Genomic DNA, 23418 nt, shown 5'->3' with positions numbered 1-23418 from the left:
GGCATCGCACCGCTGCCAGCCAGCCGTAGCGCCTCAGCTGGGAACCGAACGCAAGCCGTCTATGGCGTGCCGTTGACGGGCGGGGTCGGCTTTTTGCTGCCGGACTGGGATTGGGGAGGCGCCGATTTGGCGCCCGTCATGCTGGGTGGAGCGGTTGCCGAAGTGCTTTGGTCGAGATCGAAGTAGCGGGCATCGTTGACCGACACTTGATTCGCCGTTCGCCAATACAGGATCCTGCGGGCCGCGATCCGTGTGGGCGGCGATCCCACGCGATCCTGCCGGTATAGCTCCGCGTCGTTGCGGCCGTCTCCCTCGAGCACGAGCAAATCTTTCGCCTCGGCATACGTCATCCGGTTCGCCAGCGCCCGGAATGTGGCCCCTTCGACCGACACGTTGCCGACCGATTCCATTTCCATCGGACGGCGTTCGGGCTGGCCTGGTTGCTGCACGATGGCGCCTTGCCGGAGCGTCATCTGATCGCAATTCAGCAATTCGTCTTTCGGACCGAGGTCTTGAACTTTGTCGAAATTCAACTGATCGGCCCAATCGGGGACCGGGCCATAAATCGTGCGCACTTGGTCGTGGAACGCGATCTCATGGTTGTTGAGGTTGCCGGTGATCGGGCCTTGAAATTGAACGTTCAAATAGGTCAGGCCATTGGGGTCGGGCGCGCCGCGCTGCTGTCCGGGTTGGCCGGGCCGGTTGCCCGACTGCTGCGGTGCAATGGCGACGGCGGGTAGCACGCCGGATTGCGATGTCGGCCGGATGATCGGCTCGACCATGGGTTGATTCGGGCGCCCCGCCGGCAGGCGGCTGGGCGTCGATCCGGGGGCCAAATCCTGGGCGCCGCGGCGCGTGCTGGTCAGCCAACCCGGTCCCTGGCCATCGATTGCGCCCGTCACTTGATCGACCGTCAGATCGTGTGCCCGCAGGCGTTCGACATTCGTGAGCGCGTGTTGCACGTCGAAGCCGCGGCTTTCGATGAGTACGTCGCCGTGGCAGAAAATTCGGCCGACGTCAGTGCGCTGGCCCGATTGCGGCTGCGCGAAGTTCACGCGTTCGCGCATCGTGACATCGAGCAGCTCGGTGCGCAAATTGCGCGTGTCGGTTTGGCAGACGACGGAGCGCTCGAATCGGGCCAACAATCCATCGAAAGCCATGCGGCCTTGCCAGTCGATGAAGAGCGGTTGCGCTGGCGGCTGGGGTCCTGGGATCCTGGAAACGCCGGTCTGCGTCGCCGGCGGGCTGGTTCGCGGCGCCGTTGGTTGGAGTCCAGCGAGGCCGCCGCCATCGCCGTTCATCAATTGATTGGCGGGAAGTTTCATGCGGCCGGGGCCATCGATCCAGAGCCGGTTTGCCCCCTTGTCGAGCCGAATTACATCGCCCTCCATCTCCATCCCGCGCGACGCCGCTTGCGCCGGCCGGCCGCTGATCGTGACGTCGGTGTCGGGGTCGCTTGCCCGGACGACTTGCAACGCGTCGCCGCTGATGCGGAGCGGCTCGTCGCCGGGCATGGGCGTTAGCACTTCGACCAGGTGAACCTGTCCATCGACCGCGAGGTCTTCGACTGTCGTTGAATCGCCGCGCATCAACATCTGCACGCGGATTCGCTGCCCATCGACTTCATATTTCGAAGGCCGGACTTGCGCGCCGCGGGCCGGGCCGGCAAACATCGGCATGAATCCGTTTTGCGCCGGAGCGGCTCGCGGCGATCGATCGGCAGGGGCAAACGTGTTCGCGGGATAAATCGGCCCCGCCCCACCACCCGCCGCGAGATTGCCATTCGGTACGGCATCGCGATTATCAGCGGTTCCATTCGACACATTTCCGATCGGCCGCGAAGGGAACTTCTGCGATGGCGCCGCGCCTCCGATCGCCGAATTCGGAATGTTTGGCGGGGCGGCTTGCGGGGGTGTCGCTTGTTGAAACCAAGCCTCCAACCTGCTGCAGCTTCCGATCAGTTGCGTCGAATTAATCTGTACTTGTCCGATCGCTAACATCCGATCGGGCTGAATCTGCGATTTTCCAGCCGAAGCAGCAGGGGCCGGATGCGCCTTGTCGGCCGGGGGCGGCTCCAACAGCCAGAGATGAATTTCGTCGGCCGAGAGTTCGCCTTGCCCCGTGAAACCGGCCCGCGCGTCTCCCAGCAGTGAAATAACGTGGTTTTGCTCATACGGCCGCAGCTTCAACTGCCGTGACCAATGGGCCTCAAAAAGTTGAGGCGGCTGTTGCGGCACGCCGGGCGGGACGGGATTTCTTTGGCCCGCAACGCCGCCGAACTGCTTCGGCGATTGAGGCTTGTCGCTCGATTGCGGTGGCACGCCGCGGAGCCAGCCGGGGCCGATCGCCAACAACCGCCCAAGTCGGCCCGGTTCGCCCGGTTGATAGACAACGCTGCGGGCGTGGATTTCGTTCGTCTGCTGCTGCATCGTCACTTGGTCGCCGCCGTCGAGCGTGACTTGCCCGGTCGGGATGTCGTAGTCGAGGTGCTCGCCACTGGCATAGGAACCGTTCGAGGGCGCGCGCACGATCACGGGATTTCCGCGAGCTTCGATCCGCTCTGGCTGAAGATTGGGAATCTTTTGGTTCGTCGAACCGGATTGATCCTGTGATGGACCCGCGCCCGCCGGAGACGGCGTGTGGGCCGCCGATGACGGCGTGCTCGCCGGGTTGGCCGCGGCATCGCCGGCCTTTTGCACCGGTGCGACGCCGCTTGGCTTCGCGACCGGATCGCGGGCCGCGAAATGAACGATCAATTGCTCGCAAGTCATCTGGTCGCTGGGGCCGTCGTGCGGCGTTCGCGTGACGTCGACTTGATCGTCGAACGTGGCCAGATATTTCACCATGTCGAAGCGGAATTTTCCCTTGCAACGAATATCGACCGGCGGATTCTGCTCTGCCATCGTTTTGGCGGGGCCGGCAGGCACCCTCGCCGACCGTGCAGCGGCCGGCTGCTGATGCTCGATGCCCGCCATGTCGGGAACGGGAGTCGGCAAATCGCTCCGCCGAATCGGCAGAGATTGCATGCTTGGCGGCCGATCGGCAGCCGTTTTCGCGCCGTTGGCGGATGCAGGAGCGGCAGGCGGTTTCGTCGTCGGATGGCGAGCGTCCATCGGCATCATGCTGCCGCCGCCGGAGACGAGCCGCATCTGCACGTCGCGAAGCAGCTCGATCGTTTGAATGCCGCCGATGCTCGGACCGTGATCGCCGGCATGGGTCGAGGGAAGCAAAAGAATTTGCAGGTCGCGACCGTGGCCGGTGTTTTGACCGAAGCGAAAATCGACTGGCTCGTGAGTCCAAATGCGATCGGTGTCCATCTGTACGTCGCGGGTGACGATTGCGATATCGTCGGTAGCGCCGGGACGGCTCGGCGTTCCACGGATTGTCACGGGGCCGTGAAAATGAGCTCCGAGCAAATGGCCCACCTTGCCCGATTGCAGATCAAGGGGCTGATCGAATTGGGCCGTCGCCCCCTCGGGAGCTTCGAGCACGATGATGCGCCCCTGCGATTGCTGGGCGTCGGACATGTCTGCGTCGCCGGGAAAAAATAAGATCGCGCAAGGATTCATTTCCACCCGGCCGTCGGGCAGATTGCGATATTCGCGCATCAACAATTGCGAATGATCGTTTTCGAGTTTGATTGGATCTTGCAGCAGCCAGGAATTCGGCGGAAAAAGCCGTGTCAGGACCGGGTCGCCGGCCGACTGCGCGCCGCCGGCAAAATACTCGCCCGATTGCGCTCGGGGGGGAACGGAGGGCTCGAGAAACGGCACTGCCGCTACGCGATAGACGGTAAACGCCGCCATTACCACAGCGAAGCCGATTGCCGAACGTCGGATTCGCTGGAACATGGGTTTACACGGAGTGCAGTGCGGGATGGTGTCGCTTGTTGACCGAACGCTGCGTCGGGCGACCAACATAGCAGGCACACTCCGTGGGCCGTCTGCGCTTCGTGGCGCGCGACGCACAGAGCAGGGCGGACGGCACACGGAATGTGCCTGCTACATTGGCAATGCCGCTACTCGGGCCGGCCTTGATACTTTTGGACGAAGTCGTCCCAGCGCCCTTGGGCCTTCAAAATCATTTCGATCGCTTCGCGAACCGCGCCGCGACCGCCGGCGCGGCGAGTGACGTAATGTGCCGCTCGCCGTAGTTCCTCGCAGCCATCGGCGACCGCGATGCCCAGGCCCACTTGCTGCACGACCGCCAAATCGGGCAAATCGTCCCCGATAAAGCAAACCTGTTGCAGCTTGAGCCCAAGCTCGGCGACAACTTGCTGCACGACCGTCAGTTTGTCTTCCACGCCTTGGCGAACTAATTCAACCCCCAATTCCGCCGCCCGTAGCCGCACGATGTGCGACGAACGGCCGGTGATCATTCCGAACCGATAGCCGGCCTTGCGCCAAATCTGGATTCCCAAACCATCGGTGATGTGAAATTTCTTGAGTTCGATTCCCTGGTTGTCGAACACGACGCTGCCGTCGGTCAGCACTCCGTCGACGTCGGAAAGCATCAATTCGATCGGGGCGGCCCGTTGTTGCAGCGTCATGGCTCGCCTCCCGGACCAAACGGCTCGGCGATCGACCGGGGGGATTCCGTTTTTAGCGTACGGCGAACGAACGCCGGATTTTTCGGCCGCGGCGGCTGGCCAGCACGGGCCTCAGGCGACCGTTCTCCTGCGCGGATGCCGGCGAGATCCCCCTCGGGATAAAGTGCCACGATGTCGGTGATGTCGATCAGTCCGACCGGTTTGCCGGCGCCGTCGACGACGGGAAGCTCGCTGATCTTTCGTTCGGCCATGATTTCCACTGCATCGGCAACCATCGATCCGGCGGGCACTGTGGTGGGCCGCTTGGTCATCACCTGGCGGATCGGGCCGTCGAGGGCTTCATCGCGGTGGCTCTCGAACAAACGGGCCAAATCGCTGTCCGTGAAAATGCCGCGCAAGATACCATCGGGATCGACAATCATCACGGCACCGGTGCGGCGAGTCGGCCGGCGACGCTCGACTAGCACTTGCCGCACGCTCTGCGAGCAATGGGCTACTCGGCAGTCGGCCAGCGGCCGCATTTGCTCTTCGACCTTCGCCAATTGCCGGCCCAAGCTACCCCCGGGATGGAAGCGAGCGAAATCTTCGCGGCCAAACGACCGCATCCGGCTCACCACCAGCGCCAGCGCATCGCCGATGGCCAGCATCGCGGTGGTGCTCGTGCTGGGAGCCAGCCCGAGCGAACAAGCCTCTTTCAGGGGTCCCAAATCAAGCGTAATGTGCGCGGCTCGGGCCAGCGTACTGCTGCGATGCCCCGTGACGGCAATGATCGGCACCCCAAGCGCTGCCAGAGCCGGGAGCAATCGCACGACTTCTTGCGTTTCGCCGCTATGGGAGAGAATGAGCATCAGATCGGTTCGATGAATGCGTCCCAGGTCGCCATGGACCGCTTCGCCGGCATGCAAAAAATGGCTGCGAGTGCCGGTCGAAGCGAGCGTCGCGGCAATCTTTTGGCCGATGAGCCCCGCCTTGCCGATGCCGGTGACGATTGCGCTTCCCGGGCATTGATACAATTCGTTTGCCGCCCGGCAAAATTCGGTATCGAGCCGGCGGCCGAGCCCGTCGAGCGCCTCGGCCTCGATCTGGATGATTTGCCGCGCGTAGCGCAGTTGGTCGGCGGCGTTCAACGGTCCGGTAGCGGCTTCCATGCTCATCGCAGGCGTCATCCTTGACGGCGGAGAATTCAACCGCGGAATTGTAGTGTTCCAGCCGATTTTCGACAACGCGGGCGGCCGACGCTAGCATTGCCTGCAACGGATGGTATAAGCTGCAAGCCAAACCACTCGGGAGGATGTGAAAGAATGGGGTCGGGCAGTCTCGCGGAAATCGTTTTTCTCGGGTTTTTTCGACTTGGCTCGGAGTCAGTCCCGATTCCCTCACAAGCGGTCAGCCGAGTTGCTCGTTCAATCCTTCGCTTCAGGGAGCAGCGCCGATGATTCTCTACATTGTTCGTCATGCGTGGGCCGGGGAACACGATGAAAAACGCTATCCCAACGACGATTTGCGCCCTTTGACCGCCGACGGCAAGAAGCGATTCGCCAAAATGCTCGACCGATTGTCGGGCGCAAAGATTCGGCCGACCTGGATCGCCACCAGTCCGCTGGTGCGCTGCCGGCAGACCGCCGACATCCTGGCGGAGCATCTGGCCAAAACACCGGAAATAACCGAGTTGGTCGCGCTGCGGCCGGATTCCGATTTGGGCGAAGTGCTGGCGTGGGCCGGGCGGCGCAAAGACGACGAGCAAATCGCTTGGGTATGTCACGCGCCGGCGGTGACCGATCTGGCGGCGGCGCTTATCGGCGACGGATCGGCCTCGATCCGTTTTGCGAAGGGGGCCATCGCTGCGATTCGCTTCGAAGGCCCCCTCGAACGCAATGCGGGCGAACTTGCTTGGCTGGCAAATGCGGGCATGCTGGGCGTTTGACGTTAGAACAGGTTGCCAGGGAGCACACCAGGCGCAACGCTATTGGCGGCTGGGTCGGGATCCCGCGGAAGGCTAGGAGCGTCGATGGAAACAGGTGGAACTCGGCGGGCCTTCCCCTGAGCTTGGTCGCCGAAGAAGTTTCCTATTCGGGCATGACCGCTACCAGTTCTTGTGCGACCGCGTCGAGTTGCTCGGCGGTGACGATTTGGCGTTCTTCAGCGAACCCGATCAAAAGGGCCAGATCGCACAAGCGATTGATCCGCCGGGCCAGGCCGTGCGTCAGCGAATACAGCGATTCGAGCGCCGCCGGCTCGAAAATTTGCCGTTTGGCGCCAGCCGTTTGCAAGCGGTGCGATACGTAGCTTATTGTTTCGTCAAGCGTGAACGGCCGCAAAAGACACTTGAGCGCCAAGCGCTCTTCGAAGCCGGGCATGCGATCGAGAATCGGCAGTAGCTTCGGCTGGCCGACCAAAAGGAGCGTAAGCCCTGGGCGAGAATCGGGCTCGAAATTCAATAGCATTCGCAATGCTTCGAGCGTTTGCGTGTCTTCCAAGAGATGCGCTTCATCCATGATCACGACGGCGTGTTTACCGCGGGCCGAATTCTCGGCCAAGAATGTCTGGATGCGGCGAATCGTTTGATCGACGTTCCGCGAACCCGCATCCGGAACGGCCAATTCATCGGCCAGATAGGCAAGCAGTTCGACGGCCGTCATCTGCGGAAATACGATGTGCACAATTGGCCGGCATGTGTCGGCCAATTGCCGGGCTAAGACTCGAGCGACGAGCGTTTTGCCGGTGCCGGCGGCGCCGGCCAGCACTGCTCCGCCGCGCTGATTCTCCACCACGTAGCGCAGCTTCAGGAGCGTTCCCTGATGGCTCTCGCCGGGATAATAGAATCGCGGGTCGTCGGTGTTTTCAAATGGCCGTCGATCGAGTTGCCAGTAGGATTCGTACATGGTGATTCGCTATGGGATTGGTTGAAGCGGCGATCGTCGGAGAACGGGCTGACGCGATTCAACCGGAACAGTGTCAATTTGATCGTGTCAGTTTGAGTTGGCCGGGCAAAAGTTTTCGGCGACTCCGAGCGGCACGATTCGCGATTCCGCCAATCGACGCTGGAGTTCGCCGACGCGGCCTGGGGCCATGATCCGGGCGTCTGAAACCATGATCGCCGCGTCCAGGGCATTCGCTATTGCCAACGGTCCTCGTGGCCTCGCATCGGCGCGAATCGCCTTAATCGCTCCCGCATCGACCAGCACGACATCAAAATGCTTTCGGAGCAAGCCGATGTGCTCACGGATCGCAGCAGCATGGTTGGCGACGAATTCACCAACAGGCGGCTGCGCTGCGACCGATGCCGGCCGTGGTGCAAGAGGCAATAGCGTCAGGCGGTCGTCCATCGACTCGACGAGAGCGTCCCAAACCGGCAGGCCGTCGGCCAGAATGCGTTCCCAACCGCTTTCGAGCGTCATTCCCAATCGAGCCGCTAGTTGCGGCACCTCGAAATCGGCATCGACGACGACGACCTTCATCGCCGTGGCCGCGAGCCGCCGAGCAAGCAAGAGCGTGAGCGTCGTGCGCCCGTCGCCGCGCCGCGAACCGGTGATGGCAATCACTTTGCGGCCAAGCGCCGATTCGGTAACCAACTGACCGACCAACTGATCGAATTCGCCGGCGCGTTTTTCCAAAAGCGCTTCGCACAATTCGGGCCAGACAAATCGGTCGACTTCGAAGGCCGCGCGAGGAGCATCGGGGGCAATCGGCGGATCGACATCGGCGAAGGCCGTTGCCGCCGATCGCATATCGGGATGTTCGAAAGCCGCAATAGCGGCGCTCGGCGGATTCTTCGCCGGAAAGGTTGGAGCCGGCTCAGTCATTCTTTGCAAATTCTCAGACGGAATCGTTGCGGCAGCAACCGGGGCAGCGGCCGCCAGCACGGTTGCCGGCTGTGGTTCGGACAATTGAATTGCCGGCGAAATCGAAAATGTCGAGCGAAAGGATAGCGGCGCGCCCGCCGGCGGTTCGGAACATTTCGCTTCCGCCAAAGCGAATGCAGGCGGATTCGGCCCAGAGACGGCGGGTTCTTCGGCGAGCGATTCGGTGCCCCACGCGATCGTCGCCATGGCCGGCGCTGCTGGAGACGGCAAGGCCGGCGAGATGTGCGCTTCGCGAATTGACGACGGTTCGAGTGTCGATGTGCTATGGACGAACGAGGCCAATCGAAAGTGCGGAGCGGGAACGGCCGGTGCGGCAGAAGAATGGGATGGAGAAAAAACGTGCATCGCGGTTGGCGCTTCTTCTTGCGTGGCGGCATCCATGTGCATGCCAGCCGGAGGTGCGGCCCTGAGCTGCGGCGACGAAGCATTCGAAAAACGTAGGGAGGCGCTTTGCACCGTCGCAACAGGACCGGTTGTCGCCGGGCTTCGCCGCGATGGGCCCCGCGGGGCGCTCGAAATTGTGAGGATGCGCTGCGATGCGTCCGAGCTGCGCTCCGCAGCGCGGACGGCCGTCGCTGCGGAAAGTCGATCTCTCGCGGCTAACTTCGATGCCGACCTTGATGCGGGCATCGGTTCCTCGCGAAGCTCGTTTTCCTTCGCTGCGGATGCGACGGCCGTATCGAGCGTGTAGGCACGGATGAAGGCGTGGTCGATTGCGCTCATAATCGCTCGATGGGCCGAGGGGAGAATTGGTTGCTAATGCCGTTGGTTTGCGACAGTCGTCCGGATCGGGCCTTATTGATTTTGCGGTGAGTCAGGGGCTACCGTTTGCTCCGCGCGGTTCGCTAGCGGCCGCTTAGGGTCGAGCGATGTTGCCCTGAAACTGAGCGACACCAGGGTCGCCGGAATTGGCAGGGCTGCGTCCGGGCGGAATGGTGCTGGGATCGCTCGCGGCGGCAGTGCGATACTCCGAGCCATTCGAGCCACCTTGCACGACTCCAGGATCGCTTGCCGGCGGATTGCCCCATGCCGGGCTGCGAGCCGGCATCGGCGGGACGGAATCGCCTTGCGAAGCAGCGGCGCCCTGTGCGCCATTCGGGATCGCAGCCGGAACCGGTCCACGAGGAACCGGCATGGCGTTGGATTGGTAGTTGTCCGGTAGCACGGGGCCAGCCGCCGGCGGCGCCGTGGCTCCGGCTGTTGGATTCGAAGCCGGGGACGGTGTTTGATAGGCGGAGGGTGAATTGACCGGTCCGGTGGGCGAAGCGCCCGGCGGCAATCCCTTCGGTCCAGGCCATGCCGGGCCGGTCGGCGAAAGGCCGCCCACCTGTCGATTTGGGGATGCGGCGTCGTTGATCCAAGGCGACATGCCCGGATCGATGGCGACCGGTTTCGATTTGTGCGAGTGATTGCGAATAATCATAAACACGCCGACAATCATCACTACCAAGACCATCGAATAGGGCAAATATTTTTGGATACGCGGGGTGTAGAGCCGTCCATACCACGGAACGACCGCAGCCGGACCGTCTACCGCAGCTGAGTCGCTGGCTTCCGTGGGCTTCGCGGCTGATGGTTTCGCAAATGCTGGCGGCGCGGTGACTGATTTCGCCGCGAATGCTCCGGATGCTTGCCGCGCAATTACCACTTGCGCAGCATCGGCGATAGCGGGCAAGCGGATCATCACACGCGGGGGCGAATCGATTGGCGGCGCAGTCTCCGCGGCGGCGATGGTCGGCACAGGTGTGGCTCCGCTGCTGCTTCGGCGTCGCGGGTTGATCGTCATGGACGTGCTTGTCATATGTGTTTGCCTTGTGGCCGCCTTTTCGTGGCGTTGTGGTTATCGACAAGCAGAAAGTCGACCTTGAGCTTTATTCCGATTACGTCGACTTTGGCGCGCCGCACGAGAGTCTGGGCGTCCGGCGCAAACAAGGAAAGAACTTTGGCCGGGCGATTTCCATGCCTTGCGTAGCGCAAGACAGCCCGTCGAGGACTGCCGCCGAGTCCGCGATCGTTCACAAGCCGGCCGAGTTGGAATTGGGTGCCGCCGGCGTTGAATTCGAGCAGAACCCTGCCGATTCGCTGGGCATTTCCGAAATTGCCGCGCAGCCGCGGAGATGAACTGCGATCGACGAGTGGGCGACGAACCGGAAGAGATTGGCCCGATCAAGTACGTGCCAGGGATCGGATCGTCTGGATCCGCCGGCAATGAATCCATTGTGCCGCCCGGAGTGGGTCGGGTTGCGCCGCTCCGGTCAGTAAGATCCGTGTGCCACCGAACGGTTATTTCAGAAACGTCCAATGCTTATAAAACAGCGCTTTGAATCGCGAAATGACCACGCGGATGCAGACTAGCAATGCGCTCGTCAGCCGCGGGAATAGGCTCGGGCGGAGAATATCGACGAACATGCAGTAGCGCACCTTGTCCGATTCGTTGCACGATTGATGTTGCAGCGTATCGTCGAAGATAAACAGCTTCTCGTCGCGCCAATAGTGAATTCGATCGCCCACCTGGATGAACACGTTGCGATCGTCGATCGTGTTGACGTTGTAGAGTACGCGCAGCGTCAGCCTTAGCGGACCATAATGCTTTCCGGTCGATTGCTTCTTGCTGAACACCGAGACGCCGATCGTGCGCACGTAGCGAAATGGCTCGTGGTATTCCGGCATGTCGATCGACGTGTCGAGATTCTTGCCATACCATTTGAAAAACATCATGCCGCGCGGCTTGCCTTCCATCTTCTTTTCCAACTGGCCGACGATATCGCGGCGATGGGCCACGTCGATGATCGTTTGGATTTCGCTGCGGTAGGCGGCCGGTAAATCGGTCAACTGGTAAATGCCGTTGTTGATATATGGCAGCGACAGCAGATCGAACATCAGATTGACCGGCGACAGCAGCCAGGTGAAAATGCCGTTGCCGAAGAAATAGCGATCGAGCGTCGAAATGCGAAACGGCCGATTGCGCAGCACGTCGACCAGCCCAAAGCAAAGATAAATGCCGACGATTTTCGGGATGAAATACAGGCCCAGCGACAACGGGATGATCCGCTTGGCGGCCTTTTTGGCATAGCGCCAAGTCAATGGGCGGGCCGGCATGTGCAGTGTACCGGTAGCCATGAAACACCTCTTTCGTGTGTCGCGGCGATGCACGCTGTTTGCGTGAGACGGATACGATTCGCGGCGGCCTCGCTCAGCATGCAAGCCCGGCGGACCGACCATCCTTGTTCAGATGAGATTCCCTACATATATCGCACGGCAACATCGGAAAGATTTAACCGAACTTCGACGCCCCGTGTGCGACGGGAAAGGCTGTGGATTAGGCGGTTTATTTGCCCGACTGCTTGCAAGCGGCACGTTGGCTGACCACAATCAATCGACCGTGGCCGACGCGTTCGGCAGCGGTTGTTGATACGCCTTCCCGCCCGTCATCCCGCCCCCAGGAGTTCCCGCCATGAAATCAACTGCAAAGTTTTCCGCTCTCGTTGCCTTTGCCACGCTGCTGGCCGCCGGTTCGCAATTTGCCGCGAGCCGATCTGCCGTAGCCGAGGCGCCGAAGGCCAACGAGGGCTTCACGTCGCTGTTCAACGGAAAAGACCTCACCGGTTGGAGCGGTTTGAAAGGGTTTTGGTCGGTCAAGGATGGCGCGATCAGCGGCGCCGAAGACAAGCAACATGCCGCCCCGCAAACGTTCTTGATCTACAAAGACAAGTTCTCCGATTTCGAACTTCACTACAAATACAAGTTCGCCACGCCGGGGGGCAACTCGGGCCTGCAATTCCGCTCCAAAGTGATCGATCCCAAGACGAGCCGCGTCGGCGGTTATCAGGCCGATTGCGATGCCGGCACCGGCTACGACGGCTCGATCTACGACGAAGCGGGCGTGGCTGGCGGCCGCGGCACTATGAGCAACCGCGGCCAAAAAACCGTCTGGGACGCCGAAAATCATCGCCACAATTCGCCCCTCTCGGAATCGGGCGATGAACTGCAAAAACTGATCAAGCGCGGCGATTGGAACGACGTCATCCTAGTGGCCAAGGGAAACCACGTCACCTACACGATCAACGGCCATCTCATGACCGAACTGATCGACGAAAGCCCGAAGGCACTCTCCAGCGGTGTCATCGCGTTGCAACTCCACGCCGGCTTCGTGATGGACATCCAGTTCAAAGACATCGAAATCAAAGACCTGAGCGGAAAATAACAACGCGGCCGAACCACGGATGACACGGATAAGCACGGATACGAAGCAGAAGAACCACGAAATACGCGGATCGTGGCCCGCTGCGTTCCTGAGCACGCCGTCATCGAGCACGCAGCGCTAGCAAGGGAATAAGCCCATCGGCAAACCACCCTTGCTAGCGCTGCGATTTTTTCGTGTAAGCCGTTAACTCACTTCGTCGGCGAATAATCGGCCGGCTTCAAGAGCACTGATTTCACACCGTCGGGCACTGTCAGCGAGCCGTTCTTTTCCGATGCGGCTTTCGCGGCGACCCAATCCGGGTCTTTGCGGAACGCCTCGAAGCTTGCATCGCGGGCTTCTTTCGACGGGTGGGCGAGCATGTAAACCAATGTGTCGCCGGCGCCTTTTTGATCGGCGTCGAGCGCCCAATAGGCGAAGTTCGTCATGCCATGCTTCGCGAAGATCGCCATCGTGTGGTCGCGAAAGCGAGCGAACAAATTCGGCAGGTTTCCGGGCGTGGTCGTGTAGGTTCGCAATTCGAACAGGCGCGGTTCGCTGGCTTTGCCGGGCATGATCGCGGGCGAAAAATCGGTTGCGTGCATGAAAGTCGAATCGACCTGCCTGACCAATTTGCCGTTCTTCTCTGATTCGGCAAAAACGGCCTTCCATTCCGGATCGGCGAAAAACGCCTTCCAGCTCGCTTCGCGCGCTGCCCGGCTCGGATAGGCAACGATGTAATACAGCTTTTGCTCTGATTTATCGAGCGGCATCCAATAGCCGATGTTCGTGATGCCGTGCTTTTCGAACAACTTGCAGGTATGGTCGCGAAAACGAGTGTTGAGCGCGTCGAGCTTTCCTTCGCCCGCATGGTAAACACGCAGCTCGTAGCAGCGCGTGTCCTTGGCAGCACTTTCACTCGTCGGAGCGTCTATGACGTCGTCCGCTAGCGCGTTCGCCGCGGCGACGCCGATCAACAACGCAGACAAAAATTGGCAACAAGTGATCTGGCAGATATTCATTGCGGCGCCTTTCGAGGATCGGGCGGGAATCGGGAACCTGACTCGCCAAGTCTATCTTCGCCGCTTACCGATGAATAGCAGCGGCACCCGGGTCCCGGGGGTTGACGGCGGCGGCGTGTTGCGACACGATAATCTCCAGCGGCGCGTGCGGCGGTGTTCGAGCGATCGGTGCTCGGGGCACGGATGTCCGAAATCGGAGCAATCAGGGACTACGGATGTTTCCGCGTTTTACGGTGTTGGCCAGCGGCAGTTCGGGCAATGCAAGCCTGCTGGAGATCGATGGATTCGGACTGCTCGTCGACATCGGCCTCGGGCCGCGGCAGTTGGCCAGCCGGCTGATTACGTCGGGTCGATCGTGGCAAAATATTCATGCCGTGCTGCTGACCCACATCCACGGCGACCATTGGAACACGCGCACGCTGGGTGTCCTTCTGGCGAAGCGGATCCCGCTCTATTGCCACGACGAGCATCGCACGGTGCTCGAAGAAAACTGCCCGCCGGGACTGTTTCCAGCCCTGGTCGGTGCGCGGCTGCTGCGGAGCTACCGCGACGGAGAGGAATTGCTGTTTGCCGGCGCGATCTCGTGCCTGCCACTGCCGGTGCGGCACGATAGCGGGGCGACATTCGGGTTCCGCGTCACCGCCCATGCCGACCTCTTCGGCCCGGGCTGGTCGCTCGGCTATGCCGCCGATTTGGGTTGTTGGGACGAGCGACTTGCCGAAGCACTTTCCGGCGTCGATCTGTTGGCGATCGAGTTCAATCACGACGTGGCGATGCAACGCACCAGCGGGCGGCATCCGATGCTGATCGCCCGCGTGCTTGGCGATGAGGGGCATTTGTCGAACGTGCAGGCTGCGGATTTGTTGAGGCAAACGCTGGTGAACAATTCCGATCGCCGGCCGCGGCAGATCGTGCAGCTACATCTGAGCCGCCAGTGCAATCATCCGCGGCTTGCGGCGGCAGCGGCCCAAGCCGTGTTGGACGAACTCGGCTTGGCAATCCCGATTCATACCGCTTTGCAGCACAACCCCAGCCCGGCATTCCATTGCTGCAACGGCGCGCTTGCCAGCGAAGCGATCTAGCGCGTCTAGCGCGTGTGCCACTGGCCAGCGAAGTCGGCCAGTGTGAGCGCCACGAGCGGATCAATTCGCAACGGTTTGAGGCCGTTGGTTACCGTGTTGATCTTTCCACTGGCAGACTGCGCTTGCCAGCGGCACGCGCCACCATAAAGCCGCGTAGGAGCGATTCACTTCGTGATCCCTTCAAAGAGCGCTGTGCCAATGCGAACGATCGTTGCGCCTTCTTCGATGGCTGCTTCAAAGTCGCCGCTCATGCCCATGGAAAGTTCGTCGAGAACCGAGCCGCCGGGCCTTGCGCGCAATTGCTCGCGCAATTCGTGCAAACACCTGAAATCGCGGCCTGCGCGAGTCACGTCGTCGTCGAGGCCGGCCATTGCCATCAAGCCGCGGATTTCCACGCGCTTGCACAACTGCGCTTCGTCGAACCGCTCGGGCGTCACCTCGATTGAAAAGCCATGCTTGGCTGCATCGCCTGAAACGTTTACCTCGAGCAACACAGGCACGGCTCGCTCGATCGCTTCCGCAGCGGCATCGATCGCTCGCAATAGCCGCAGGCTATCGACCGAGTGGATCAGCGATACCAGCGGCAGCGTGCGCTCGACTTTGTTGCGCTGCAGATGGCCGATCAAATGCCAGCGAACCGGCAGATCGGCGAGTGCCGCTTGCTTGCTCCACAACTCTTGGGGCCGCCCCTCGCCGAGATCTAAACAGCCCGCTTCAACCAGTTCCCGCGCAGTTTCTGCTCCCACTGATTTAGTCACGCCGACCAGCGTGATGGAATCCGGAGTTCGTCCGCTGCGTTCGGCCGCCGCGGCGATCGAATCACGGATGCGAGCCAGATTGTCAGAAAGTTGCGACATGCTGCCAATGTAGCAGGCATGCTCCCCGTGCCGTAGCTCTTGGGGGAACAGATCGGCACCGGGTTGCCGGCTCAATGCCGTGCCGCTTCGATCGGCCGAATGTCGGTTAATTCGTCCGCATTGGCCGCCCGCATGAAATGGCACCCGACGATGCCATAAACGGTTTTGCTGTCCGGACCGATTTCAGCCTGAATAATCAACACCTTTTGCAACTTGGCAGCTTTCCCGTCGGACTTCAACGGCCGGCCGCGGGCAGCGCTTGGAATCGAGCTAGCGGCCGAGAGCGATCCGATGATCGCGGTCGCTAATCTCGTCGAGCGATTCGATCAAGAAAGAGATTCGTTGCGCCATCGGCCACGAATCGAACCCTGCGGGAATTTTTTTCGCCGGCTTCTTGCCGAACGTGCCGTTGCTCTTCCGACGATTCAATTCGGCGATGATCGCTTCGGCCTGGGGTAATTCCTCGGCCTTTTCAGGGTCCAACAACATCAGCCACTGGCCGTCTGCGGCTGCGATCTCGTCGTCGCGAGCAAGATACGACTGTCGCATCCTCGCGAAGGCCGAATTGGCCAGATGCCGCGTGAAACGCGTCTGCATCCAATCCGGCAGTCGCGGAACTTCGCCGGCGACCGGTGCGTCGGGCGGATTCCTGTCATGGCTCGCATGATCCGCCGCGTTCAGGAATGATGCGGCAGCGATTGCGGCAACGGCAATCGCAAGCTGCAAAGCCATGCGAACGCACGAATCCATGCGACACCGTTTTTGCAACCAGAGACCGGCGCTTCCCCCGGGCTCAGCTTAAACGCTGATCTTCTGCGCCTGAAGCAGCGGTTGGCGGCCGGCGAAACCGGCGTCCCATTCGTGCCAAAAAAGCACTTCCGGTTCGTCGAGCTTCCAGCACAGGCACACCGTGCGACCCTCCATCATGGTCGGGAAATCGACCAGGCCCGTCAGCCCGTCTTTCGGTTCGGCCCCCAACTGGCGCAGCTCGTCGACCAGTTCCCGCAACCGCAGCCCGTCGCGCTGCATCTGCTGCTCGACCTGCACAAGCTCCGCGCGATAGGGATCATCCGGCGCCGCGTCGGGATCGTCGACGTCGCGGTCGTGAAAAAGATGCGCCAATCGCTCGCGGCGCTCGATCACCTCCCGCGTCAGGGCGATCAAATCTGCAACGATCGCTCGCACTAGTGGCAGCATGGCGTTGACTTGCGCTACGGTAAACAGCTTACGCGGTTCGGCGCGATCGTCGCTCATAGGATGTCGATGTCTTTCCGGCCGATGCGTTTTCGGCGGTTCACGGTCGTCAAGCGGTTCGAAGGGGTCTCGTTCTTCGGCCTGGCGCTGGGTAGCCATTTTCCTCAAACTTGGGACGAAAAATGTACCAGACCCCGAGCGCGTTGCCTTCGTACCTCAAAGCCTCACAGTCTCAAGCCTCACAGCCTATCCCTGATTCGGTCCACCATGCACCACCTCGGCAATCACTTTCGAATCGGCCACGGCCGTGGGATTCAAGGTCGATCGCCCCCAGGCGACTTCGACAGGCAGACGTGCAAAATCGACGAGGCAGCCGTCTCGGCTATAACAGCTTAGGTCGTGCGTCGCGCCCATGAAAATGCAATCGACCGGGCACGGCTCGACGCACAAAGCACAAAACATGCACTTCGAATAATCGATCGTAAAGCCTGTGATCCGGAACCCCTTACCGGCCGTCACGCGTTCCTTGCCGATGTAGATGCAATCGACCGGGCAGGCCTTCGCACACTGGTCGCATGCGATGCACGTGGTCAGGTCGAAGCGATGGAATCCGCGGTAGCGGGCCGCAACCGGAACCGGCAACTCGGGATATTCGAAATGCTCGGTGAACGTGCGGCGATTCGGCTCATACGTTTTGAGCCAATAGCGCATCGTCACCCACATGCCGCAGACAACGGTCGAAACGGCATCCCAAATATCGCGGAACCAGCGTCCCATTCGCTCCACTCCGAAAAGCGACCGGAAGAACTCCCCATCAAACCGAATTATAGGCGGAGCGCCGGTGTCCGCAAGCGTAGCGTCGCAAACGTCGTGCGGCGTCTGATCGTAATGTCGGCTCGGGCGCCCATGGCAATCGAATGCTTGTCGAACCGCGCGGAATACGGTTTGGTTCAAAGAGTCACAAGCAAGGCCGACCCGCCAACACCGAACCCGATGGCCGCGAACCTTTGCGAAATGATCCGGTCGCCGCGCTCACACTGGCCCGCAAAGCTGGCCGGTGGCACACGCGAGATGGCTCGATTTTCTTTGACAAGCGATTCACCGTGCCCGCGGGCGCCGTAAACAAGAGAGAAAGCGCTCGTGAATTCAGTTGCTGTATGGTGAATTCGTACGCAGATGATTTTGTTCATCAAGGGGCGGCTGGGATTCCCATTTCATCGGCTTTCCAGCATTTATTGACCCATGTGCGGCTCAAAATCCGCTGTTTTTTGCCCGGGACCGACTTCCTGCCAAGCGACGCACCAAACCATGGGAAGATTTTCGATTGCGGCGGCCTTGCGGAGCTCCACAACGAGTCGCAATCACTGTTCCTGTAATGTTTTACAAAACATGCCAACATCATCAACGTCCGGCCATAAACGGCGTTTTTGCGACAAAACGGAAGTTAGTAGTGACTAATCTCATGCCAAAAGCAACTAATGAGGGGAGAATTATTCAATAACGGGCCGACATTTGCTTGACTCTACCCTGCTTGCACGTAGAGTGAATTGAAGGAAAAAGCCTGCGCGCAACCTTAGAAAGGGCACCTGTTCAAGCCACAGTCGCCCGAACAGAAGGCTCGGCCCGGGAGAATCCGCCGAACGTTTTGGCGGTGAAAAGGCGGCCTCGGTTGACGCGCGTTGGGCAAGGGCGAAAGAAGGGATACACGAATGCTCGTTTTGTCGCGGAAAAAGAACGAGAGTATTGTCATCAACAACGACATTACGATCGTCGTGGTGGAGATTCGCGGAGATAAGGTGCGGCTCGGCGTCGACGCGCCCAAAGAGGTGCCCGTCCATCGCCGAGAGGTGTACGACGCGATTCGTCGGAATTCCACGAGCGAGGAAGCCGCGGGAGCGGAAGGAACGCAAGCCGCAGAAGGCCAGCCGGCGAGCGACAAGGATGGTCTCGGCTAAAGGGGTGGCGGAAAAATGACTTCTCCACAACCTCCTCTCCCTTTACGGGAGAGGCAGGGTGAGTGGGCTGGAAAATGGAAGTCATTTTTTCGGGTGAGCCTCTATCTTTCTTGGTTGCGGCGCACTCCGTCCTCGGTGATTGGCGCCGGCAATCGTGCCGGATCGTTTTTCTGACTGGTGCGGCACCCCTAGTCTACAATCGGCTTGCCGTGTATGTTCTTGGTTTGCGCGGCGCCGTGGATGGAAGCGGCCCGTCGCACATCGGCCGCGCCTGGCGTGATCGCGCCAAAAATCGGCCCCGTCGTCTAGCGGTCTAGGACACCGGCCTTTCACGCCGGTAACACGGGTTCGAGTCCCGTCGGGGTCATTTCTGCGCGGCGCTTAGCAAATGTGCCGCGCCGCACGCTATGGCCTACGGGCCATTCGCATCGATCGGTGGCAACTGCCAAAGGAAGTTCGACGAATCCATTCTCAACGCCCCACAAGTCAGGGCGGTCAGCAGCATCGCAGCGAACCGAGTGGCAAGCGACCATTGCCACCCTCGTTGGCATTGGCGCTGGGTGCGGCTAAAGACGATCCACAGACGATCCATGTGGCGATTAACCACATCGGCGCGACCGCCCCATCGAGCAATAACGATGGCCAGCTAATAACGGAATGCCGTGATGGGATGCGCTCTACGTGATTCTTGGTAATTTGATTCCATTCCAAGTCATCGAATCGCACCGCGGCCAAATGCCGGCCGAGCCGTCGCCGAATTCGTGCGGATTTGCTACGCGATGCGGCTGCGTGCATTGCACGATTATCGCCAAGAAGCCCAGCGGCCGGCAATTGCATCGTGCCGTCGGACGTTCCCTGGCCATTGCCATGCATCCACGGCGTGTAATCGAGGCGCGGCCGAAAAACAACTTCCGCTTTTCGAAACCCTCAGCCTGCCCTCTCTTGCAAGGGGAGAGAGATCTGTGGAGAAGTTATTTTTCGCCCGAGCCCAGACTGTTCGTAAGTTCGCCATGCAACGACGGCCGCGCACGGCTAGAATGCCGGAATGTCCGAAATGCCGAAACCCCGCTGGTTCCAACTCAGAGCGCAAATCGCTTCATTGGTGGCTGCGACTGGCTTGGTGTTGCTCTCGACGATTTTCACGGCGTCGCCGGCCGCGGCACAAGAACCGTCCGCGGCAGCACCGGCCGCGGCGAAGACTGCCGATGTGGCGCCCAAACCGGCAGGGCCAGCCGCGGCGGCGGTCGCCGAGCCGCGGAACAATCTCCCGGGGCTCAAGAACTTCGAGCAAGTTTCCGATTCAGTTAGCCGCGGAGCGCAGCCGTCGGCGAAAGGTTTCGCCACGCTCAAGCAGCGCGGCGTGAAAACGATCGTCAATCTGCGGGCCGAGCACAGCGATCGTGCGCTGCTTGCGGGAACGGGTATGCAGTATGTCGAAATTCCGTGCAATCCGTGGAAAATGGAAGAAGCGGAAGTCGTCGAATTTCTCAAAGTCGTGCGCGATCCCAAAAATCAGCCCGTGTTTGTCCATTGCGCTTACGGATCGGATCGCACGGGCATGATGATCGGCGCGTATCGCATGCTGGAACAGAACCAATCGATCGACGCCACGCTCGCAGAACTTCATAAATATGGCTTCCACTCGATTTACACAGGAATTGTTTCCTATCTAAAAAACTTCGATCGGGCGAAAGTTCAAAAGGAAATCGACGCGGCGCAATCGCCGAAAGTGGAACGGATCAAGTGAGCGAACTCGCGGGCCAAAGTGCCGTCGTCACCGGTGCGTCGAGCGGAATCGGCCGGGCAATCGCGCTGCAACTGGCCGCCGCCGGGGCCGATTGCCTGATCCATGCCAGGCAAAACCGTGAAGGCCTTGCCGCAGTCGAAGCCGAAATCCATCGGCTCGGACGCGAAACAAAGAGCGTTACAACGGACTTAGCAGAACCCGCCGAGCAAGACGCATTGGTCGAGCAGGCTTTTCACTGGCGACGGAAGATCGATATTTGGATCAACAACGCCGGGGCCGACACGCTCACTGGGCCGGCCGCCTCATGGAGCTTCGAGCAAAAGCTGCAAACGCTGTGGCAGGTCGACGTCCTGGCGACGATTCGATTGTCGCGGGCCGCCGGAGCTCGGATGCAAGCCGGCGGCGTGATCCTCAATATGAGTTGGGACCAAGTCGAATGCGGGATGGCCGGCGATAGCGGCGAAATTTTCGCGGCCACGAAGGGCGCGATCGCGGCGTTTTCGCGCAGCCTGGCCCGTTCGCTCGCGCCGGCGGTCCGGGTGAATTGCCTTGCTCCCGGATGGATCAAGACGGCCTGGGGCGAGCAAGCCAGCGACGCCTGGCAACAGCGGGCCGCCGGTGAATCCCTGCTGAAACGTTGGGGCACGCCGGAGGACGTCGCGGCGGTCGCGAGGTTTCTTGTGTCGCATGCCGCCACGTTCATCACCGGTCAGATGATTACGATCAATGGCGGCCGGGCGTAAGAGGGCGAATAGCAAGGACCCGGGGCGTTTTGGCAGGGCCGTCCTTCGCCCGACGCTTCGGGCTGGTGTGTCGATTCCTGGCGACCGCTGCGCGGCCGCGGCCCGCGGGCGTCTTTCACTTCGCCGGCGGCAGCGCTCGGTCGGCAAAGTTCATGAACGCGTCCCAATATTCTTTGTTCACGGTGTGCGGCGATTCGCGAATGAAATAGCACAGCCGGTTGCCGATGATCTTGTCATTTTCGGCCGTCGCGTCGGCCGCAATTCCGTCGACGCCGAACAGCCGGTAGACGGAGTTCGCCCCCTTGAGAACTTCCAGTTGCCCCGGTGGATCGGCCCATTCGTCGAGCGTGCCGCATCCGAAAAGCACCGGCCGCGGCGCGCACAGTCCAACGAGGCAATTCTGATCGAATGGCAATCGGTCTTCCCGGCCGTTGAACGTTTTGAACACGCCATCGAACCAATGTGGAAACACGGTGTTGATCCGCGTCACCGGTTCGCTTTTTGGATTATGACCGCGGCTGGGGGCCGAGCCGCCGCAGCCGGCTTGATGGGCAATCACGGCCGCGATGCGATCGTCGAACGCCCCTGCCAACAGCGCGGCCTTGCCCAAGCGCGAATGGCCGAACACGACGATCCGCTTGCCATCGACGTCGGAATCGGCGACAAGATAATCGACGGCCCGCTGGGCGCCCCAGGCCCAAGCCGCGACCGAAGCCCAATCGCTCGGCCCCGCAGTGGTTTGGCCTGCCGGGCGGAAGAACGGAAAAACGCCTTCATTGAGGCCCGGTTTGTCGGGCGCGATGTCGCCGTAGTAGAACGTGGCCAGTGCGTAGCCGCGATCGAGAATGCTTTCGACCTGCCATTTGTCGGCTGCCGTGCCGCGGCCGGCGGCCGTGGCCTTGTGATGTTCGACGCCCGGGCCGTCGGGCATCCACACCGTCGGCAGTTCGATCCGCGGGTCGGAGAGCACCGTATGGTTTCCGGTGAAATTCAAGCCGAGAAAAACTGCCGGCGCCGCGCCATGGCCGCGCTCCGTCCTTGGCGAAACGACGAGCAAATGCAGCTTCGGGCATCCGGGGGGTCCGAAGGCGATTGTCACTTGTTTCATGATCGCTTTGCCGCCAAGCAATTCGCGGTCGGCCTGATCGACGGTCGCAGTGATTTTCGGCGCCGGCGGCAAGTTGCCATACATGTAATGTTGAAAGAGTCGTTTCAATTCGGGCTTTCGCTCCGCCAGCCATTGCTGCTTCGACGTAACAGGCGTGCCATCGAACATCACGAGTGGATCGGGCAATTGCTTGACTGACGGCAGTTGATCGGCATCGGGAAATTCCGCCGGGGCGGCGCTGGCGGCAAACGATAGTGCCGCGCCGCAGAGAATGGCTCCGCAGGCAAGAAGGAGCGAGCTGGTTGATACGGCAGCATTGCACATTGGTAGGATCCCTTTGATCGATTCCGAGGATTGACGTAGCGCCGCGTGTGCCGACTGAGCGGCTATTATCCTTGCCGCCGCAAGCGCAGGGAAGGGCATCGAATTCTCAAGCGGAGGCGATCTGCCGGATCGCTTCGAGCAGGGCCGCTGATCCAGATCATGTCCCACGGGCCGAAGCAGTGAATCCGGCCGCGGATATTCTTGGCCCACCGCGTCGCGGCGTTAGCATAGAGCGGAAAATCAGGGCGAGACTTAGACGGCTTGCGGGTGGTCATCTTTCTGGTAACTTGGGTCGTCGCGGGCGTCATCGCTACCAGCCTTTGCGGGTGCGGAAAGGCGGCCGGGCGTTAACCGGTTGCCGCTGCCCACTTGGAGTCGTTAATAAGACAGGATAGAACAACCCGTTTCGAGGCTGTAGCTCAGTTGGTAGAGCAACGGACTTTTAATCGAAAACAGTCCATTCTCGAAAGTACCGATAAACCGAATCATCCGAGAAAACAAGGCGTTTCCTCCATTCCTACGATCGGCGTTTTGGTGCGGTTCGGTGGGTTTTGGTGCCCTTGCGGTTGTCACTGACAACCGCTTTCCGTCCCACCCACCGCGCAACAAAAAAAGCCGGCCCCGTTGCATCGGGACCGGCTTTCCGCGGCCGCTGTGTGAGCGTCAGGTTTGTGGGTAAACTTGGCCCTTAGTTTGGGTGGTCCCGCCAGAAGGATTCCCATTGGCTATCTTCGCTGAGCCACAGGGCGCGAAGGTGGCACACCGCGTCGGCGCCGTCGACGCCCCAACGCATG

Annotated in this window: 21 protein-coding genes and 1 tRNA gene; 8 read left to right on the top strand and 14 right to left on the bottom strand. The window is 60.9% G+C overall.

The genetic code is table 11. The features are described 5' to 3' along the window. Positions 1-59: 59 nt before the first annotated feature. The 3 genes from VHX65_18745 to VHX65_18735 all read right to left on the bottom strand — a co-directional run bounded on the left by VHX65_18745 (position 60) and on the right by VHX65_18735 (position 5703). Positions 60-3851 carry a hypothetical protein gene (locus tag VHX65_18745; GenBank protein ID HEX4000594.1) on the bottom strand — a complete coding sequence of 1264 codons (3792 nt, stop codon included), beginning with the start codon at positions 3849-3851 and terminating at the stop codon, positions 60-62. A gap of 167 nt (positions 3852-4018) precedes the next feature. Then, positions 4019-4549 (bottom strand): HAD hydrolase family protein, encoded by a 531-nt coding sequence (locus VHX65_18740; protein HEX4000593.1) that lies wholly within the window; start codon positions 4547-4549, stop codon positions 4019-4021. Then, entirely contained in the window at positions 4546-5703 is a 1158-nt protein-coding gene (locus VHX65_18735; GenBank protein ID HEX4000592.1) for a KpsF/GutQ family sugar-phosphate isomerase, read from the bottom strand. The genes VHX65_18740 and VHX65_18735 overlap by 4 nt, the downstream gene beginning before the upstream one ends. Positions 5704-5981: 278 nt before the next feature. Here VHX65_18735 and VHX65_18730 point away from each other — a divergent pair, with 278 nt between their 5' ends. Then, entirely contained in the window at positions 5982-6473 is a 492-nt protein-coding gene (locus VHX65_18730; GenBank protein ID HEX4000591.1) for a histidine phosphatase family protein, read from the top strand. 142 nt (positions 6474-6615) lie between these two features. Here VHX65_18730 and VHX65_18725 read toward each other — a convergent pair whose 3' ends face one another. The 4 genes from VHX65_18725 to VHX65_18710 all read right to left on the bottom strand — a co-directional run bounded on the left by VHX65_18725 (position 6616) and on the right by VHX65_18710 (position 11532). After that, positions 6616-7431 carry an AAA family ATPase gene (locus tag VHX65_18725; GenBank protein HEX4000590.1) on the bottom strand — a complete coding sequence of 272 codons (816 nt, stop codon included), beginning with the start codon at positions 7429-7431 and terminating at the stop codon, positions 6616-6618. Positions 7432-7518: 87 nt separating this feature from the next. Beyond that, positions 7519-8598, bottom strand: coding sequence for a cellulose synthase operon protein YhjQ/BcsQ (locus VHX65_18720; GenBank protein ID HEX4000589.1), 1080 nt, complete (start codon positions 8596-8598; stop codon positions 7519-7521). 670 nt (positions 8599-9268) lie between these two features. Beyond that, the gene (locus VHX65_18715; GenBank protein HEX4000588.1) at positions 9269-10213 is read right to left on the bottom strand and encodes a hypothetical protein; all 945 of its coding nucleotides are present in this window, start codon (positions 10211-10213) and stop codon (positions 9269-9271) included. Between the two features lie 482 nt (positions 10214-10695). Next, entirely contained in the window at positions 10696-11532 is an 837-nt protein-coding gene (locus VHX65_18710) for an aspartyl/asparaginyl beta-hydroxylase domain-containing protein (protein ID HEX4000587.1), read from the bottom strand. Between the two features lie 334 nt (positions 11533-11866). Between VHX65_18710 and VHX65_18705 the strand changes: the two genes are divergently transcribed. Further along, the gene (locus VHX65_18705; GenBank protein HEX4000586.1) at positions 11867-12616 is read left to right on the top strand and encodes a DUF1080 domain-containing protein; all 750 of its coding nucleotides are present in this window, start codon (positions 11867-11869) and stop codon (positions 12614-12616) included. 188 nt (positions 12617-12804) lie between these two features. Here VHX65_18705 and VHX65_18700 read toward each other — a convergent pair whose 3' ends face one another. Next, positions 12805-13614 (bottom strand): NIPSNAP family protein, encoded by an 810-nt coding sequence (locus VHX65_18700; GenBank protein HEX4000585.1) that lies wholly within the window; start codon positions 13612-13614, stop codon positions 12805-12807. Between the two features lie 215 nt (positions 13615-13829). Between VHX65_18700 and VHX65_18695 the strand changes: the two genes are divergently transcribed. After that, positions 13830-14696, top strand: coding sequence for an MBL fold metallo-hydrolase (locus VHX65_18695; protein ID HEX4000584.1), 867 nt, complete (start codon positions 13830-13832; stop codon positions 14694-14696). 164 nt (positions 14697-14860) lie between these two features. Here the strand turns inward: VHX65_18695 and VHX65_18690 are convergent, their stop codons facing one another. The 5 genes from VHX65_18690 to VHX65_18670 form a co-directional block, all read right to left on the bottom strand. Next, a complete protein-coding gene (locus VHX65_18690; protein HEX4000583.1) occupies positions 14861-15553 on the bottom strand; it encodes a YggS family pyridoxal phosphate-dependent enzyme in 693 nt (230 codons plus the stop codon). 71 nt (positions 15554-15624) lie between these two features. Further along, positions 15625-15792 carry a hypothetical protein gene (locus VHX65_18685; protein HEX4000582.1) on the bottom strand — a complete coding sequence of 56 codons (168 nt, stop codon included), beginning with the start codon at positions 15790-15792 and terminating at the stop codon, positions 15625-15627. Between the two features lie 31 nt (positions 15793-15823). Further along, positions 15824-16285, bottom strand: coding sequence for a hypothetical protein (locus tag VHX65_18680; GenBank protein HEX4000581.1), 462 nt, complete (start codon positions 16283-16285; stop codon positions 15824-15826). Between the two features lie 66 nt (positions 16286-16351). After that, positions 16352-16807, bottom strand: coding sequence for a DUF2203 domain-containing protein (locus VHX65_18675; protein HEX4000580.1), 456 nt, complete (start codon positions 16805-16807; stop codon positions 16352-16354). A 186-nt stretch (positions 16808-16993) separates the two neighbouring features. Then, a complete protein-coding gene (locus tag VHX65_18670; protein ID HEX4000579.1) occupies positions 16994-17524 on the bottom strand; it encodes a 4Fe-4S binding protein in 531 nt (176 codons plus the stop codon). A gap of 230 nt (positions 17525-17754) precedes the next feature. Here VHX65_18670 and VHX65_18665 point away from each other — a divergent pair, with 230 nt between their 5' ends. The 5 genes from VHX65_18665 (at position 17755) to VHX65_18645 (ending at position 21192) form a co-directional block, all read left to right on the top strand. Continuing rightward, positions 17755-18123 (top strand): hypothetical protein, encoded by a 369-nt coding sequence (locus VHX65_18665; GenBank protein HEX4000578.1) that lies wholly within the window; start codon positions 17755-17757, stop codon positions 18121-18123. Between the two features lie 333 nt (positions 18124-18456). Further along, positions 18457-18702: a carbon storage regulator CsrA gene (gene csrA / locus VHX65_18660; protein ID HEX4000577.1), complete on the top strand. Its 246-nt coding sequence runs from the start codon at positions 18457-18459 to the stop codon at positions 18700-18702. 294 nt (positions 18703-18996) lie between these two features. Beyond that, positions 18997-19069, top strand: a tRNA-Glu gene (locus VHX65_18655). A gap of 687 nt (positions 19070-19756) precedes the next feature. Further along, on the top strand, positions 19757-20449 hold the full coding sequence (locus tag VHX65_18650; protein HEX4000576.1) for a tyrosine-protein phosphatase: 693 nt from the start codon (positions 19757-19759) through the stop codon (positions 20447-20449). Then, entirely contained in the window at positions 20446-21192 is a 747-nt protein-coding gene (locus VHX65_18645; GenBank protein ID HEX4000575.1) for an SDR family oxidoreductase, read from the top strand. The genes VHX65_18650 and VHX65_18645 overlap by 4 nt, the downstream gene beginning before the upstream one ends. A 115-nt stretch (positions 21193-21307) precedes the next feature. Here VHX65_18645 and VHX65_18640 read toward each other — a convergent pair whose 3' ends face one another. Next, positions 21308-22624, bottom strand: coding sequence for an acetylxylan esterase (locus tag VHX65_18640; protein ID HEX4000574.1), 1317 nt, complete (start codon positions 22622-22624; stop codon positions 21308-21310). Positions 22625-23418: the final 794 nt, after the last annotated feature.

It is taken from the genome of Pirellulales bacterium, from assembly GCA_036267355.1.
GTDB lineage: Bacteria > Planctomycetota > Planctomycetia > Pirellulales > DATAWG01 > DATAWG01.
The sequence above is the reverse complement of the archived record's forward strand: the minus strand, read 5'-3'. Positions and strand labels throughout refer to the sequence as shown.